Below are 16086 nucleotides of genomic sequence, written 5' to 3'. Positions count from 1 at the left end.
TGAAAGGAGATTTTGAAATGACCGATCGAGTTAATTGCCACGGCCTGCAAGTGGCCAGCAACCTGCAGCGTTTTGTTGATGAAGAAGTGCTGCCGGGCAGTGGTCTGGAGCGCGAAGCATTCTGGAGCGGCTTTGCGGCGCTGGTGCATGACCTTGCACCGAAGAATCGTCAGCTGCTGGCCGAGCGCGATCGCCTGCAAATTGAACTGGACCAGTGGCACCGCGCTAATCCGGGCCCAGTCAAGGACATGCCGGCTTACCGTAGCTTCCTTGAGTCGATCGGTTATCTGTTGCCGCAACCTGCAAGCGTGCAGGCCAGCACCGCCAATGTAGACTCGGAAATCGCCACTCAGGCAGGTCCGCAGTTGGTCGTGCCGGTGATGAATGCGCGCTACGCGCTCAACGCCGCCAACGCCCGTTGGGGTTCGCTGTATGACGCGTTGTACGGCACTGACGCTATCTCCGAAGCTGACGGCGCAAGCAAAGGGCCGGGCTACAACGAAGTGCGTGGCGCCAAGGTTATTGCCTTTGCCCGCGGTTTCCTCGATCAGGCAGCGCCGCTAGCCAAGGGCTCGCACGTTGATGCTGTGCGTTACCAGATTGCCGATGGCCAACTGCTGGTGAGCTTGCGTGATGGCAGCGAGAGCGGCCTGCGCGAGCCACAGAAGTTTGTCGGTTATCAGGGTGAAGTTGCTGCGCCCACCGCGTTGCTGCTGAAGAACAACGGCCTGCATGTCGAGATTCAGATCGATGCGCAAAGCCCGATCGGCAAAACCGATCCGGCTGGCGTCAAAGACCTGCTGATCGAGGCGGCGCTGTCGACGATTCTCGATTGCGAAGATTCGGTTGCCGCAGTTGATGCCGACGACAAAGTGGTTATCTACCGCAACTGGCTCGGCCTGATGAAGGGCGATCTGCGTGAAGACCTGGAGAAGGGCGGCAAGGTTATTACTCGTAGCCTCAACCCTGATCGTCAGTACATCGCGGTGGATGGCTCGGCGCTGACCCTGCATGGTCGTTCATTGCTGTTCGTGCGTAACGTCGGCCATCTGATGAGCAACCCGGCGATTATCGACGCTGAAGGCTTTGAAATCCCCGAAGGTATTCTCGATGGCGTGATGACCACGCTCATCGCCATGTATGACCTGCAGCGCAAAGGCAACTCGCGCACTGGCAGCGTTTACATCGTTAAGCCGAAGATGCATGGCCCGGCAGAGGTGGCGTTTGCCAACCAACTGTTCGGCCGCGTTGAAGCGCTGTTGGGCCTGCCAGCCAACACCGTGAAAATGGGCATCATGGATGAAGAGCGCCGCACCTCGGTTAACCTCAAGGCGTGTATCGCTGAGGCCGCTGCGCGCGTTGCATTCATCAACACCGGCTTCCTCGATCGCACCGGTGACGAGATGCACACGGCGATGGAAGCGGGCCCGATGCTGCGCAAAGGCGACATGAAGAGCAGCGCATGGATTCAGGCCTACGAGCGCAATAACGTGCTGGTTGGTCTTAACTGCGGCCTGCGCGGCAAGGCGCAGATCGGTAAAGGCATGTGGGCCATGCCGGATCTGATGGCTGCGATGCTCGAGCAGAAAATTGGTCACCCGAAAGCCGGTGCTAACACCGCCTGGGTGCCATCGCCAACGGCTGCGGTACTGCATGCATTGCACTATCACCAGGTTGATGTGCAGGCGGTTCAGCGTGAGCTGGAGATGATTGATCTCAACGCTCAGCGCAATAGCTTGCTCAATGATCTGCTGACAGTGCCGGTCAGCGCTGAGCGCAACTGGAGCGCAAGCGAGATTCAGCAAGAACTCGACAACAACTGTCAGGGTATTCTCGGCTACGTTGTACGTTGGGTTGAACAAGGTGTTGGTTGCTCGAAGGTGCCGGATATCCACAACGTCGGCCTGATGGAAGACCGGGCTACGTTGCGTATCTCCAGCCAGCACATTGCCAACTGGTTGCGCCACGGTGTGATCAGCGAAGCGCAGGTTGAGCAAAGCCTGCTGCGCATGGCCGAGGTGGTTGACCAGCAGAATGCGGGTGATCCGGTGTATCGTCCAATGGCAACCAATCCACAGCAATCCGCAGCCTTCCAGGCTGCAAGTGATCTGGTATTCAAGGGCTGTGAACAACCCAGTGGTTATACCGAACCTTTGCTGCATGCTTGGCGTTTGCGCTTCAAGCAGCAGTAAAGTGACATAGCAACAAGATTCGCCCCGCCAATTAACGTTGGCGGGGCTTTTGAGCATTAGCCCATACAGTAACTCTGTTGGGCTTCGGGGCAGAAGGAATGCCCTAGATGCGTGGCGCCGGGTTATCGCCCGGGAAATTAGCGGTTCACAAAAAAAATAAGGGACCCACAAAATGAGTCAAACCTTGCTCTCGATCCTGGCATTCGTGCCGTTGGTGCTGGCGGGTGTTTTGCTGATCGGCTTTCGCTGGCCAGCCAAATACGCAATGCCGGTGGTTTTTTTACTTACGGCAATCATCGGGTTAACCGCCTGGGACATGTCACTGGTACGGGTAGTGGCTTCAAGTCTGCAAGGCTTGGTGCTGACCGCGTCGATCCTGTGGATCATCTTTGGCGCGATCTTGCTGCTCAACACACTCAAACATTCGGGTGGCATCAGTGCCATTCGCCGTGGTTTTTCGGGCATCAGCCCGGACCGCCGCGTGCAGGCACTGATCGTGGCCTGGCTGTTTGGTTGCTTCATTGAAGGGGCATCCGGCTTCGGTACGCCGGCTGCGGTGGCTGCGCCATTGCTTGTCGCGCTGGGTTTCCCGGCTCTGGCAGCAGTGGTTTTGGGGATGATGGTGCAGTCGACTCCGGTATCCTTCGGTGCCGTGGGTACGCCGATGTTGGTGGGTGTTGCGGGTGGTCTGGATAAAACCGGCCTGACCGAACAGCTGGCAACACTGGGCAGCAGCTGGGACATCTTCTTCCAGATGATCGTCTCGCGTGTGGTAATCCTGCACGGCGTGATCGGTCTGCTGATGCCGCTGTTCATGCTGTCGATCATGACCCGCTTCTTCGGTAAGAATCAGTCGTGGAAGGAAGGCCTGCAAATGGCCCCGTTCGCGATCTTTACCGGTCTGGCTTTCTCGCTGCCGTACATGGCTGCCGGGGTATTCCTGGGTCCTGAGTTCCCGTCGATGATCGGTGCTCTGGTAGGTCTGGCAATCGTTATTCCAGCGGCCAAGGCCGGTTTCCTGCTGCCAAAGGAAACATGGGACTTCGCTGACGCCAAAGACTGGCCTGCCGAGTGGATGGGCAAGATCGAGATGAAACTCGATGACATCGCCGGTAAAACGCCGATCTCCGTGCCGATGGCATGGGCGCCGTACCTGCTGTTGGCGGTGTTCTTGGTTGCATCGCGGGTGTTCCCGGACCTGAAGAACGCGCTCAGCGCAGTGAGCTTCGGTTGGACTGACATTCTCGGCGAAGCCGGCGTGTCGGGTGCCATCCAGCCGCTGTATCTGCCAGGCGGGATTCTGTGCATGGTGGTGTTGGTGACCTTCTTCCTGCACCGCATGCGCTTCTCCGAACTGACCGCTGCCATCAGTGAATCGAGCCGCACCCTGCTGGGCGCTGGTTTCGTGCTGATCTTCACCATTCCGATGGTGCGTATCCTGATCAACTCCGGCGTCAACGGTTCTGATCTGGTGTCCATGCCGGTGGCGATGGCGCAGTTGGTGGCTGACAGCGTGGGCGGTATTTACCCACTGTTCGCGCCTGCAGTTGGCGGTCTCGGCGCGTTTATCGCCGGTTCAAACACCGTTTCCAACCTGATGCTCTCGCAGTTCCAGTTCAACGCAGCAGGCCTGCTGGGCGTGTCGGGTGCGATGATGGTGGCCGCGCAGTCGGTAGGTGCCGCAGCCGGTAACATGATTGCGATCCACAACGTGGTCGCAGCTTCGGCAACGGTCGGTTTGCTTGGTCGTGAAGGGATTACCCTGCGCAAAACCATGCTGCCAACGCTGTACTACCTCTTGGCTGCTGGCAGCCTGACGATGATTGCGATGTACGGCATGTCCATCGTTGATCCGTTGATGGCGGCTAAGTAAGCGCTTGAGTCAGGTGTCTGGCGGTCTTTGTGGGCGTCAGGCACCTGGTGGATTAATACACGTTCGTCGTGGCGGTGCTTGGCGGGTTCGGCTAATTACGTTAGTTTGCTCGCGCAATTACCCTGCGATTACCTGAGGTTGAAATGAAAAAGTGGCAATGTGTAGTCTGTGGGCTGGTATACGATGAAAGTCAGGGCTGGCCTGATGAAGGCATCGCCGCCGGCACAGCATGGCAGGATGTACCGGAAGACTGGCTTTGCCCGGATTGCGGTGTTGGCAAGATGGATTTCGAAATGATCGAAATCGGTTAATTCAGATTTCCCCAACGGCGGCCCTTGGCCGCCGTTTTTATTGGTGGTTCTGGCCAAGCGAGGCCACTGCGATAGACAATAGAGCAATGCTTACCGGCAACTCTGGCGGAGGTTCACATGCGTAAGTGGCAATGTGTGGTCTGCGGTTTCATCTACGACGAAGCCGAAGGGCTGGTTGATGAAGGCATCGAGCCCGGTACCGCGTGGGAAGACATACCAGCAGACTGGGTGTGCCCGGATTGCGGGGTTGGCAAGGCTGATTTCGAGATGATCGAAATCAGTTGAAACCGGGCCAGCCAACTATTGCTTAACTGCTTTTTGGCTGGTTGCAGCCGTTATAAATCTAATCAAGAGGCGAAAAATAATGACTGCACCGGTCGTAATTATCGGCACCGGCCTGGCTGGCTATAACCTGGCGCGTGAGTTCCGCAAGCTCGACAGCGAAACCCCTTTGTTGCTGATTACGGCAGACGACGGTCGCTCCTATTCCAAGCCAATGCTCTCCACCGGCTTCGGCAAGAACAAGGATGCCGACAGCCTGAGCATGGCCGAGCCCGGCGCGATGGCCGAGCAGTTGAATGCCGAGGTGCGCACCCACACCCAGATCACCGGAATTGACCCTGGCCACAAACAATTGTGGATCGGTGAAGAAGCTGTGGCGTACCGCGATCTTGTCTTGGCGTGGGGCGCGGAAGTGATTCGGGTGCCGGTTGAGGGCGATGCTAGTGAGCAGGTTTTCCCAATCAATGACCTTGAAGACTACGCACGCTTTCGTGCGGCGGCCGAAGGTAAAAAACGCGTGCTGTTGCTCGGCGTCGGCCTGATCGGCTGTGAGTTCGCCAACGACCTGATGCTCGGCGGCTATCAGGTCGAACTCGTTGCGCCGTGCGAGCAAGTGATGCCCGCGTTGTTGCACCCGGCCGCCGCAGCTGCCGTGCAGGCAGGGCTCGAAGGGCTTGGCGCGCGTTTCCATCTGGGGCCGGTGCTTACGCGTCTCAACCATAAAGGCGAGGGGCTTGAAGCGGTGTTGTCGGATGGCACGGTGATCGAATGTGATCTGGTGCTTTCGGCAATTGGCTTGCGGCCGCGCACGGCGCTGGCGATGGCGGCAGGTCTGGAGGTTAATCGTGGCGTGGTGGTTGACCGTGAGCTGCGCACCTCGCACAGCAACATCTTCGCGTTGGGCGATTGCGCCGAAGTCGACGGTCTCAATTTGCTCTACGTCATGCCGCTCATGAGTTGCGCACGGGCGCTTGCGCAAACATTGGCCGGTAACCCGACTGCAGTGAAGTACGGCGCCATGCCGGTTACGGTCAAAACCCCAATTTGCCCTCTGGTTGTGTCGCCAGTGCCGCACGGTTTGCAGGGTGAATGGACGGTTGAAGGCAGCGCTGGCGACATCAAAGCCCTGTGCCGAAATGCCTCGGGAGAACTGCTCGGTTACGCACTAACTGGGACTGCCGTTCAGGAAAAATTGGCCCTGAATAAGCTACTTCCGGCCCTTTTGGCGTAATTAGCTTCCTTTCTGTCGGGTACGCCACAAAATCATCTTATTTTCCTGTAGGACGATGCTGGCATATCCCTTGAACGCATGCCATCCTCCAACGTGATTGCAGCAGCGTAGAGCCGCTGCATCGCCTTGGGCGCTGTTCAACTGGAACAGCCCGGACAAAACAACAACAAACCGTCATAGGGGCATTTATGCGTAAACCAGAACTTGCTGCAGCGATTGCAGAAAAAGCTGATCTGACTAAAGACCAGGCAAACCGCGTATTGAACGCAGTGTTGGAAGAAATCACCGGTGCACTGAACCGTAAAGACAGCGTCACGCTGGTCGGTTTCGGTACATTTGTGCAGCGTCATCGCGGTGCGCGTACCGGCAAGAATCCGCAAACCGGTCAGCCTGTGACCATCAAGGCCAGCAACACCGTCGCTTTCAAACCGGGCAAGTCCCTCAAAGATGCGGTAAATTAAACACAGAGTGTTTCATTTTCTGTGGATAAGTTCTGCAAAGCCTCGTGATTCGGGGCTTTGTGCTATCTGGGGTAAGTGAAAGTATCGAAACAGTGTTTCATTAAGTATTCAAAAGAAAAAGTGATCGCATTGAAGCAGTAGCGTTTCATTCTTGACGCCCATTTAGCCTGTCTATAGGCTTCCGTGCTCGTGAAAAAAGCGCGGTGTTTCATTTGAACAATTCAGTCTTTTCACTCACTACCGTCGTCTTTGATAAATTGGGCGGTATAAAACTAAAGTTAGTAACTGAAAGTAGCCAGGTTGATATATTTGCCGGCGCGTATGCTTTGCAACGATTCGACAATGGCTCGAAGCCAAACACCATAAGAGTTGATCAGAGTTCTATTTTGATCCTCTATCGATTCTGTGAAATTCAAAAAATAAATTTGATTGAGCGCGTTGCAAATCTTAATCCTCTTACAATCGGGGAGATTGAAGCTTTCTCATCGTATTGCGGCTTTGCTCAACAGACTGGCGAACAAGTTAATCCAAATTGGTATGGTGCCCGCATGCGAGGCGCAAAAAAATTTGTAGATTACCTATGGCTGTTCTATGAGGGGCGGTGTGCTCGAAACTTAGAACAACTTAAAATTGCTAAGCGTTCGTTTGAGAGCATGACTGCCGGCTTCAAGTTGTATATGAAAGCTCCTTACAGGGGCGATAAAAAAGACAGGATTGGCCTTACTCCTGAGCTTCAGGCTAAGTTCATTGCCATTATTGACCCTGATGCAAGCAATAATTTAAATCCTTGGAAAATTTATAAGGTGCGATGGAGAAATTATATTCTCCTGCTTCTTTTGATGTTGGGCGGAAATCGTAAAGGTGAGACGTTGTTGTTGAAATTGAACAATTTTCAGCTTACTGGGATGCGAAAGTATTACGATATCGTCAAGAGTAAAGATGTGATTGATTATCCCCGCGCTGAGTCTCCTTCAGTTAAAACCCTCGGTCGGCAGGTAGTGTTACATGATCAGCTCGCTGCGCTGGTTGAACACTACATTGTGAATATCAGAAAAGAATTCATCGGCTGGCAGTCAACAAGCTATGTCTTCTTGTCTTACCGGGATGGGCGTCCTCTTTCAGTGCAGACTCCTAATTCAATTCTTAATGAGCTAATTAAACAATATCCAGAGTTTGTGGGCCTTCTCAGCCCTCATCGTCTTCGAAATACATTTCATGATCTTTTGAATCAGGCACTGGATAGAAAATTTAAAGGTGAAAGCGGTTTAAGTCGTAAGCTTTTAAAAGCCCCTATTCAGGAAGCGGCAGGCGGCTGGGCTAAGAACAGTAATATGCCAGATCATTATGCAAAGGGATCGATACAAGCCAAAGTAGCTGAGTTACAAGCTCTGCTTCAACAAGAAACGCTTAAGGCGTAATCGGTTAATTAAATGAATGGACTTCAGACTCAGTGGGCGTTGGCTGCAAACGATGAGCTTTCAGATCTGTGGCCAGGAGGAGCTTTTGTAAAAAGTCGGCTTGGCTATGAAATCGAACTATTTGATGATCATGGGGGATTTCGATCTGTAATAAAATTGCCAGATGATACGGGTGAGTTTATTTATCTTAAATCACAGTATCTTAATCTTCTGGATACTGAATTAAGAGAGGTTGTGAGGAGTTACCTAAGGTATATATTGGAGCGGTATCACACTTCAACCGTTAGAATTAAATATAAATTTCTGGTTTTTTTTTGCCTGTGAGATTTCTAAAGGAGTTCATATCAACGACTTCTTGGGCGGACTTTCTGTGCTTGAAACTAAAGAAAAGGCGGCATTCATCTCTGCTTGTAAGGAATTCTTGAATTTTCTATTGCTTTGCGGATATGAAGATCTTTCGTTAGAGTCATATGAGGAGTTTCATAAGCTCCGAAATTATTCAGGTAAAGTAAATTCGTATTTATCTCTATTTGTAATGGATGAAGCCAGAGGCCCATTTACAAGAGAGGAAATTTCCGTACTGTCGGATCAGGTTAATAATCAGCAGCTTCCGTTAGAATTTCGTTTGCTGTTAGATCTATGTTTATGTTTTGGATTGAGGCCGATACAAGTTTCTTTATTGAAACGAAAAGACTTCATTAAGGACGGTAAAAGCGGATTAAAATATCTTAACGTGCCGCGCGTGAAGCAAAATTCGCGCAATCGGCGAGTTCAATTCAGCTCTCGAATACTTACAGAAAGAACTGCAAGTCTTATCCAGGCTCACATGGTTTCTACAAAATTACCTGATGGTATTAATCCCGCAGAGCTTCCACTTTTTATTAGTTCAAATCCGATACATTTAGAAAGAGACGGCAATTCCTTAGGAAGTCACTACTGGGAAGATACAGAGCGGCTGTCAAGTGACTATTTTTCAGATGAGTCAAAGCGAGCCGTACTTTACCAAAAGTCGAGTGCCAGAATTAATTATATTCTCTGGGGAAATGAACATAGGCTGCCATTTTCCCCTCGTACCGGAAAGCAATTCAATTTATGTGCATATAGATTTCGTTATACGGTTGGCACGCAAGCAGTAATGTCCGGCTGTTCCCCTGAAGAGCTTGCCGATTTACTTGATCACAATGATACAAACAGTATTAAACACTACTTCAGATTCACTCATGAGATGTGGGAAATTCTCGAAAATGCCACGTTGAGTCGCATTGAACAGAAGCAATTCACAGCTGCTTGGATGAGAGAAGGTGACCTTGTAAATAATATATATAGTCATGTATGTGAGCCAAGAAATTTTAATGTTATAGGGAAGTGCGCGGCTCAATCAGTATGCTTCGAAGAACCAGCGGTAGCTTGCTATTCGTGTGACAGATTTTGCCCTAATAAAGATGTAGCAGCTCATGAAAGTGCTTTAGAGGGTTTGGTCGAGCGAAAAGATCAATTGTTAACTGTCAGCACCGCTAATGTAGTTTCAGTTATTGATCAGGCAATAGCTGGTTGCCGTGCTGCAATTGCCTACTCTGACGGGCAGGACGTGGTCCTAATTAATGTTAAGGAAATCTGAATGCAAAATGTAATGGCACAGGATATTTTGCATGAGGAGCTTCGGATTAAGCTAAGCCGTCTTGCCAGCATAGCTGAAGTGAGATTTTCAAAACTCGCATGCTTTAAAGGATCAAAGTGGGAGGATTTTTCCTGGTTATATAACGGCAGGCATAATGTTTATTTATTGGCTCGTGGAGAAACTAACCCAGAGTTAATGCTGCTGAACAAGGTCTTCTTGGTAAGTTATCTCTGGGGCAGAAGGTCGGATCACAATGGGATACCGGCTGGCCGTGTTATGGACTTGGCTGCTGCTGTTAAGTACATGGCTGTTCAGGGTGTTGTCAGCCTTAGAGGGATTGATCAATCTTCCTACATGACAACGTTCAAATATCTTATAGCTCACTATAAGTCACCTGCTGGAGCGTGTAGAGCGCTAAATTATTTTATTAGATTTGTCTTCGATTCTTCCTTGATCGTTAGCAATTTTGACCTCATAGGTATACAGGATTTACAAGATAAAGATAAGTATGGCCGTGTTGCCCTTGGAGAAAAACTGCCGCTTCCTGAGTTGGTCAAAACAATCATTGCGTTGAAGTGGGCGGTACAAGAGCAGTGGGATGGCAGCTTTCGTGCTCAGATGGATATGCTGTCTGTTCTGACTCAGGCATTTCAATATGGTTTAGGCTTAAGAATTGGCGAGGTTTTGCGGTTACCTAAGAATTGCTTAGTTACAATAAGTGGCGAACTGTATTGTAGAGTATGGACAGAAAAGGGTACGGCGCCGATCGCTAGGTATGTCCCTACTATCTGGAGAGATGCAATCTGTGAAGCGGTTCTGCGAATTGATGAAATTTGCGGACCCTATAGAGAGCAAGCGTTGAGCATTGAAGATGGTTCCTATGCCGAAAATCTGGATAATCGGTTTCAGACAAGAATAGAAGTGATTGATCGGCATGTTCAGTCTGCTTTAGACCGTCTTTATAAAAAAATTGAGTCTAATGCCTCAGAGGCTGAGAGGCAGTTGCGTCTTCTTAAGTATCTGCCTGATGATGAACTTGTCGAACTTAAAAATTTGGGTGAATACTTACCATTTGCCTCAAAATCAAGAGACTCAAATGCGCTCCTCAAATTTTACAAAAAAAACGGCTTTAAGGTGACTTCAAAATCGCTAGGAAAAGTAAAGTGTGCTTATTATTTACGAGGCTTTGATGTTAAGCAGCGTCTTGTCCAATTGATAGAGCTCCGCCGAAATGTTGTTTTATATTCTGAGTTTTTTGAGGTGCTTCATAATCGTAAACCTGAAGGAAGTCGTTCTAAGGATGTGCACGCTCTAAAAGATAGGTTGAAGTCGCAAAACCTGGCTTCTCTGGAGGCCTTTGCTTTGACAGGTGAGCCGTGCCTTCATGGCGCAAGAATCGTATATCTTAGTAGTGACGACGCAGTCGCAGCAATACGCACTATTGTCAGTGGTGGTTATAATTACGATGCTTATATCCCGATATTAGATGCTGAAAAGCTCTACCCAGAACTGTTTAACCAGAAGACTATGACCTCCATCGCAAATGGTAGTGAAACTGGATTTTACTCGTTTTTAAGAGTCACAGAGGAGCGAAAGACTTTTTACAGACCGGCCCCGGATAACATTAGGCTAAAATATCATGCCGTTTCTGGGTTCTTAGTGGAACAGTCCAGCATTAAAAGCGCTGTTGAAGATGCTTTCGTTTCAGTCAATACCAAAATTAAGTCTGAACTTATTGAGGAGATTAAAGAGGAGCTTCTAGCAGATGGAATAGAGATCGGTTCGGCCACATTTGGGATAAATCAAAAGGTTTCTGATTATTTATTTGTTGTTCCCAGTAATCTTGGCGGTGTGTATAACGAGCACATTCCAACTGTCCTCGGTTATTACTCTGTTTTATATGCGATAAAACCAGCTAAGCAGGGGCAGTCAGCATTTCTCCGTTATGGTGTTGTAGCCAATGAAGAGATTGTAAGTACGTTTCAGACTCACAAGGGTCGACATTGGCAAACTAATTCACTTTTCCGATCCGGTTTGGCTGCAAGTATTGTCAATAAGTGGATGGGGAGATCTGACAGTCAAGGTGAACATTACGATCATCAGACTGCTAAAGAACGTGCTGAGAAAGTTAGTGAACTTATGCTTTCTGAACAGTCCCGATTTATTGGTGATTTGGCGAATAAGGTCAAGATTTGGAATGACAACAGTATTCCGCCCCAGAATGTTCAGACCTTCCTAACCGATATGCTGCAAACCGTACATTACGGTCCACTTGGACATTGTTTTCGTGATATTAATTTAAAGCCTTGCGAATTTCATCTGAAGTGCCTGACCGGTAATTCAGGAAAGGGCTGCAGAGAGTTCGTAGTAGATCTTTTAGATCCAGTACAAATTAAGCAAGTCGAGTCAGAGCGTAATAGATCAGAAATTGAGCTGGCGCGGCTTTTTGAGGCCTTGAATAGGCCCGGTATCCCGTTAGAGTCTGTTGAAATGCATATCGAGCATCAAATGGCGATTTTTAGAAATGCTTCTTATATTTTAGAAAAGTCTGAGGTTGTGCTCAACGATATTCAAGTTGAAAAGAGTAAGGACTATCAGCCATTTAGGGCTGGTGGCTCTGTTCCAAGCGACTGTGTATTCCAATGTGGAGTAGCTTGATTGTGACTACGTCTACCGAGCAATGGGATAAAGCTTTTTCTGTATTGCAACAATTTGAAAGACAACTGATAGATCCTTCAAACTTCGGGTGGAAGTATATTACCGATAAGTCTGGTGTGTCTAAGCCAACTCTGTGGCGAAATAAGGAATTTGAAAAAGAGTTTCAACGTATCAAGGATGTCGTCAAAAGTTATGCTCGTGGTGAAAAAAAGTTCGATCAAGAAACTTCACTTAAAGCGGCCAGAGATCGTGATCGAGATCAACAAATCGAGGTGCTCAAGGCACAGGTTCAAGAGTTGATGAAGCAATTGAATAGGGAGCGAGAACGACTTATATACGCCTCTATGATTGCTCGCCGTAAGAATATCGATCCTGCGGAATTCTTAGATGATAGCCCTGTGTTTCGTAAGCCTGCCAAAGGCGGCTCAGTTGTCAAGCTGCCGTCTAAGGGCGGCTAGCAAATGTCGGATGCCTTCAACTGGCTTTGTACCGGGTTTTAATGCATAGCTATCCTGCATGAGCCGCCACCAAATTGACTGGCATCAATTTACCGATTGATGATTCCAGGTAATACTCAAGGATTCTGTTATCGTTCGGCCAGTCTCCAGAATGACATACCGCATGCGACGACTTAGTTTTGTTCTAGCCCTGATTGTCAGCTTCACACTCCCTTCTTTTGGCAGCATGGCTTCTGGCATCACGATGGAGCCTTTTCTGATGCAAAGCGCCATGGCCGATATGAATTATGGCGGCAGTGAGCTCTCTTGCAGTGAGGACATGAGCGACACTTTGAGCTAGGTAACAAATCTCCTGCAAGTCCGGCCAGTCATGCAAAGCCAGTGTTCTCCTGCAAGCAGTGGCGATCTTACCCTTCGCCCCGTCCATACTTTTACGCAAACAGCGCTGATACAGCGGCTACTTTAATGATAGCCCGCCGGTCTTTCGTCACTACCGCGCGTCTCCTGACGCTTTGATCTGAAGTGCGCTCCGCTAACCGGGCGCTTTGTTGCCGCCTGCATTTGGCGGTATCGATCAAGGTCATTGGAGACGAAAACATGTCTGCTTTTTTTATCGCACGCCGTGAATGCTCAGGCATGCTGGCTGTGGGTGGGTTCTGTTCTCAATATGCAGGCGGAGTCCCTCACATTCGGCCGCGCTCAAACCCTGGCCGAGCGTACGGCCCCTGAAAATATTGCCTGGCAGGCTCAAGTCGAGTCGGCACAATAAGCTGTACTGCCGTCGGGTGCTCTGCCTGACCCCAAAAATGATCCTAGGCGTGGATTACCAGCCGATTTAATGCCCGGATCCTTACTCGCTTAGCCATTGCGGCGGGTGGAACCGCTGGTGGTTTCTAGCTGGGCAAACAAAGCTCGGTGGCGGTGATCATTGCCGGTCTATTGGCGATTGATTCTCTGTGGCGATGATGCCGGCTCCGAGATAATGAGTCGCATTGCCGCACCGTTGTTTTCGATGCTGGTGTTGCCGGCTGCCAATTGGTTTATGCGACGCAAAACGGGAAGAGACTGATGTAGCAGGTCTGGGAATGACTCGGGTAACCGGAGAGTAAGTCTGAGTTACGCCCTGTCATTTAATATCTTTGAGCTACTAATAAGCCCCCTAATACTGCAATTACGAAGATGTAATTTTCGCTTCACTTTGATGACAGGTGCCTACGTTTATATTTTTACTACAACCTAAATAGAGGAATTAAACGTGAACACTCTTAAAGCTGTCATGGCGGTATCTATTCTTTCTGCATCGTCCCTGGCTATGGCCGAAGGCGGCGGTGACCGCGTCTATGGTCGAATGATTCAGGAGAATGAAAGGGCGATGCAGGAATACGCTGCTGCTCGTGGCAAGACTCCGCCCGAGGTAACTCACTATCGATACGGTATGAAGCTGGACATCGCGAAGGTTGTACATACGAGCCCTACAGGCTCTGGTTGCGAGGTAATGCCCGCTCAGATGACCTATGAGGACTCCAGCGGCGATTTGCAGACTATTGAATATCGGGCAATGGGCACAGCCTGCCGGAATCAAAACTGAGCTACATAGGAGCTTACAGGTCACTGACTTAAAAGTAATTTTCAAGTCACCCTGACGTTATTTGGCGTGTGGAAGTATGGCGTGAGCGCGCACGGGCGATTCCTGGTGCGCTACGGCAACTACTACAAGAAATCTCACCGAGATAAAACTGCCAAATAATTCAGGAGTGTCACATGAATAACCCCCTTTTTTGCTTATCGCTGATAGCTCTGAGTATCGGCACCGGACAGGCTGCAATTGCCGCCGAAGAAAAGGCCGAGGGCTTCGTCGAGGGCAGCAGCCTCACTATTCTGAACCGCAACCTCTACTTCAACCGCGACTTTCGTAAGGGACAGTCGAGCGGCACAGGTAATGGTTACTCGGAAGAGTGGGCCCATGGAATCATCGGGCAGTTTGAGTCTGGATTCACCGAGGGTACCGTTGGCTTTGGTATCGACGCGTTTGCGATGCTGGGCCTGAAACTCGACTCTGGTGGTGGGCGATCCGGCGCAGGTGGCTCCGTTGATGTGATGCCTTATAACAGTGCAGGGCAACCCGAGGATGACTACTCCAAGGTGGGAGGTGCGGTTAAAGCCAGGTTTATGGATACAGTCATCAAAGCTGGCGATGTTTTTCCTGTCAGCCCAGTCGTTCATTACGGTGACTCGCGACTCCTGCCCGAAAGCTTTCGCGGTATCACCGTGGCCAACAACAGTATTGACGGCTTGGCCCTGCAAGGTGGCCGCTTGCATTCAATGAGCGAGCCCAACTCAAGCAGCATGCGCGATGGCTTTGCAACGTTCTATGCCGGCTCCGTCGACGCCCCCTGGATCGCCTATTTTGGAGGCGATTACTCGGTCAACGACAACGTTGGCATCAGCCTCTATACCAGCCGTCTCAAAGATGCCTGGAACCAGTACTATGCTGGCACCACGTTGAGCTATCCGCTCTCCGACGATGTTGCCTTGATCGGTGGTCTCAATTACTACAAAGCTGTCGATGAAGGGAAACAACAACTGGGCAGTTTCGATAACAACATCTGGAGCGGCAAGGCTGGAGTGCAATTTGGTGCCCATACCATCATGGTTGGCATTCAGCGCAATAACGGCGATGACGATTTCGATTACCTGCGTCAATCCGACTCGATCTACCTGGATAACTCCATCCAGTACAGCGACTTCAACTCGCCCAAGGAAAAGTCCTGGCAGGTGCGCTATGACTTGGACATGGAGCCTTTTGGTGTACCCGGCCTGAGCTTCATGACCCGCTACGCGCAGGGCTGGGATGCTGACTACACCAACGCCAACGAGGTTTACATGCGGCGCGACGATGATGGTAATCCGCTGACCGATCAGAAACGGTGGGAGCGCGACATCGAAGCCAAGTACGTCGTGCAAGCCGGATCACTGAAAGACATGTCCTTCCGCATTCGCCAGGCAACGACCCGTGCAACCGACTTCGAGTCGGATCTGGATGAGGTTCGCCTCATAGTCGAATACCCGCTCGAAGTGCTTTAAAGCGTTGTCGGCGAGTGCCTGCTGGAACTCGCCTTGCTCGGCTGCTGCCTCCTCAGTGCTCCTTTGGTTTGGAGGCAGCCTTCGGCACCCTCGGGTGCCTTTTTTCATATGGATCTATAGCGGCTAGTTGTGTCGCTAGTCGTGAAAGGCTGTATTTGTAGTGGTCAACTAATCCCGGACACGACGTTAAGTTTCTGCTCGGCCTGAGCGGGCGCTAGCCCGCCATTGAATGAATGAGGCCGTATCCAGTTGTAGCGATGCATCAAATAATGGCTGATGTCCCGTTGCGCCTGCTGAACCGACATATAACCCATTGAAGGTATCCACTCGGTTTTCAAGCTTCGAAATACACGCTCCATCGGCGAGTTATCGTAGCAATTGCCCCGACGACTCATGCTCTGGCTGATGCGGTACCGCCACAGGCGCTGACGGAAGTGACGACTTCCATATTGCGACCCCTGATCCGAATGAAACAGCAGCCCTTGAGGTCTCCCGCGTTG

Annotated in this window: 13 protein-coding genes; 12 read left to right on the top strand and 1 reads right to left on the bottom strand. The window is 50.5% G+C overall.

The features are described from left to right. The first annotated feature begins 17 nt into the window (after window positions 1-17). The 12 genes from BM395_RS12555 (at window position 18) to BM395_RS12495 (ending at window position 15586) form a co-directional block, all read left to right on the top strand. Window positions 18-2192 carry a malate synthase G gene (locus BM395_RS12555; RefSeq protein WP_090512318.1) on the top strand — a complete coding sequence of 725 codons (2175 nt, stop codon included), beginning with the start codon at window positions 18-20 and terminating at the stop codon, window positions 2190-2192. Window positions 2193-2364: 172 nt separating this feature from the next. After that, a complete protein-coding gene (locus tag BM395_RS12550; RefSeq protein ID WP_069899927.1) occupies window positions 2365-4065 on the top strand; it encodes an L-lactate permease in 1701 nt (566 codons plus the stop codon). A 143-nt stretch (window positions 4066-4208) separates the two neighbouring features. Beyond that, a complete protein-coding gene (locus BM395_RS12545; RefSeq protein WP_069899926.1) occupies window positions 4209-4376 on the top strand; it encodes a rubredoxin in 168 nt (55 codons plus the stop codon). Window positions 4377-4493: 117 nt separating this feature from the next. Further along, on the top strand, window positions 4494-4661 hold the full coding sequence (locus BM395_RS12540; RefSeq protein WP_069899925.1) for a rubredoxin: 168 nt from the start codon (window positions 4494-4496) through the stop codon (window positions 4659-4661). 79 nt (window positions 4662-4740) lie between these two features. After that, the gene (locus BM395_RS12535) at window positions 4741-5889 is read left to right on the top strand and encodes an NAD(P)/FAD-dependent oxidoreductase (protein WP_090512315.1); all 1149 of its coding nucleotides are present in this window, start codon (window positions 4741-4743) and stop codon (window positions 5887-5889) included. Between the two features lie 188 nt (window positions 5890-6077). Further along, the gene (locus BM395_RS12530) at window positions 6078-6350 is read left to right on the top strand and encodes an HU family DNA-binding protein (protein ID WP_069899923.1); all 273 of its coding nucleotides are present in this window, start codon (window positions 6078-6080) and stop codon (window positions 6348-6350) included. 212 nt (window positions 6351-6562) lie between these two features. After that, a complete protein-coding gene (locus BM395_RS12525; protein WP_141124096.1) occupies window positions 6563-7768 on the top strand; it encodes a site-specific integrase in 1206 nt (401 codons plus the stop codon). A gap of 370 nt (window positions 7769-8138) precedes the next feature. Further along, a complete protein-coding gene (locus BM395_RS23165; RefSeq protein ID WP_141124095.1) occupies window positions 8139-9386 on the top strand; it encodes a site-specific integrase in 1248 nt (415 codons plus the stop codon). Continuing rightward, a complete protein-coding gene (locus BM395_RS12515) occupies window positions 9387-12044 on the top strand; it encodes a hypothetical protein (protein ID WP_090512308.1) in 2658 nt (885 codons plus the stop codon). Between the two features lie 2 nt (window positions 12045-12046). Then, window positions 12047-12502, top strand: a complete 456-nt coding sequence (locus BM395_RS12510; RefSeq protein ID WP_090512305.1) for a hypothetical protein — start codon at window positions 12047-12049, stop codon at window positions 12500-12502. 1255 nt (window positions 12503-13757) lie between these two features. Further along, complete coding sequence (locus BM395_RS12500; RefSeq protein WP_090512300.1) at window positions 13758-14090, top strand: DUF2790 domain-containing protein; 333 nt, start codon at window positions 13758-13760, stop codon at window positions 14088-14090. A 173-nt stretch (window positions 14091-14263) separates the two neighbouring features. Then, window positions 14264-15586 carry an OprD family porin gene (locus BM395_RS12495; RefSeq protein ID WP_090512296.1) on the top strand — a complete coding sequence of 441 codons (1323 nt, stop codon included), beginning with the start codon at window positions 14264-14266 and terminating at the stop codon, window positions 15584-15586. 164 nt (window positions 15587-15750) lie between these two features. On the opposite strand, the gene BM395_RS12490 is transcribed toward BM395_RS12495, so the two are convergent. Then, the coding region (locus BM395_RS12490; protein WP_141124094.1) for an integrase core domain-containing protein at window positions 15751-16086 on the bottom strand (336 nt) is incomplete at its 5' end.

The sequence above is a fragment of the Pseudomonas marincola genome (genome assembly GCF_900116605.1).
In the GTDB taxonomy this organism is placed as follows: domain Bacteria; phylum Pseudomonadota; class Gammaproteobacteria; order Pseudomonadales; family Pseudomonadaceae; genus Aquipseudomonas; species Aquipseudomonas marincola.
This window is presented reverse-complemented; position numbering and strand designations above follow the sequence as displayed.

Coding starts and splice junctions, on each gene's coding strand:
- BM395_RS12555 (WP_090512318.1), top strand. CDS start 18: ATGACCGATCGAGTTAATTGCCACGGCCTGCAAGTGGCCAGCAACCTG.
- BM395_RS12550 (WP_069899927.1), top strand. CDS start 2,365: ATGAGTCAAACCTTGCTCTCGATCCTGGCATTCGTGCCGTTGGTGCTG.
- BM395_RS12545 (WP_069899926.1), top strand. CDS start 4,209: ATGAAAAAGTGGCAATGTGTAGTCTGTGGGCTGGTATACGATGAAAGT.
- BM395_RS12540 (WP_069899925.1), top strand. CDS start 4,494: ATGCGTAAGTGGCAATGTGTGGTCTGCGGTTTCATCTACGACGAAGCC.
- BM395_RS12535 (WP_090512315.1), top strand. CDS start 4,741: ATGACTGCACCGGTCGTAATTATCGGCACCGGCCTGGCTGGCTATAAC.
- BM395_RS12530 (WP_069899923.1), top strand. CDS start 6,078: ATGCGTAAACCAGAACTTGCTGCAGCGATTGCAGAAAAAGCTGATCTG.
- BM395_RS12515 (WP_090512308.1), top strand. CDS start 9,387: ATGCAAAATGTAATGGCACAGGATATTTTGCATGAGGAGCTTCGGATT.
- BM395_RS12495 (WP_090512296.1), top strand. CDS start 14,264: ATGAATAACCCCCTTTTTTGCTTATCGCTGATAGCTCTGAGTATCGGC.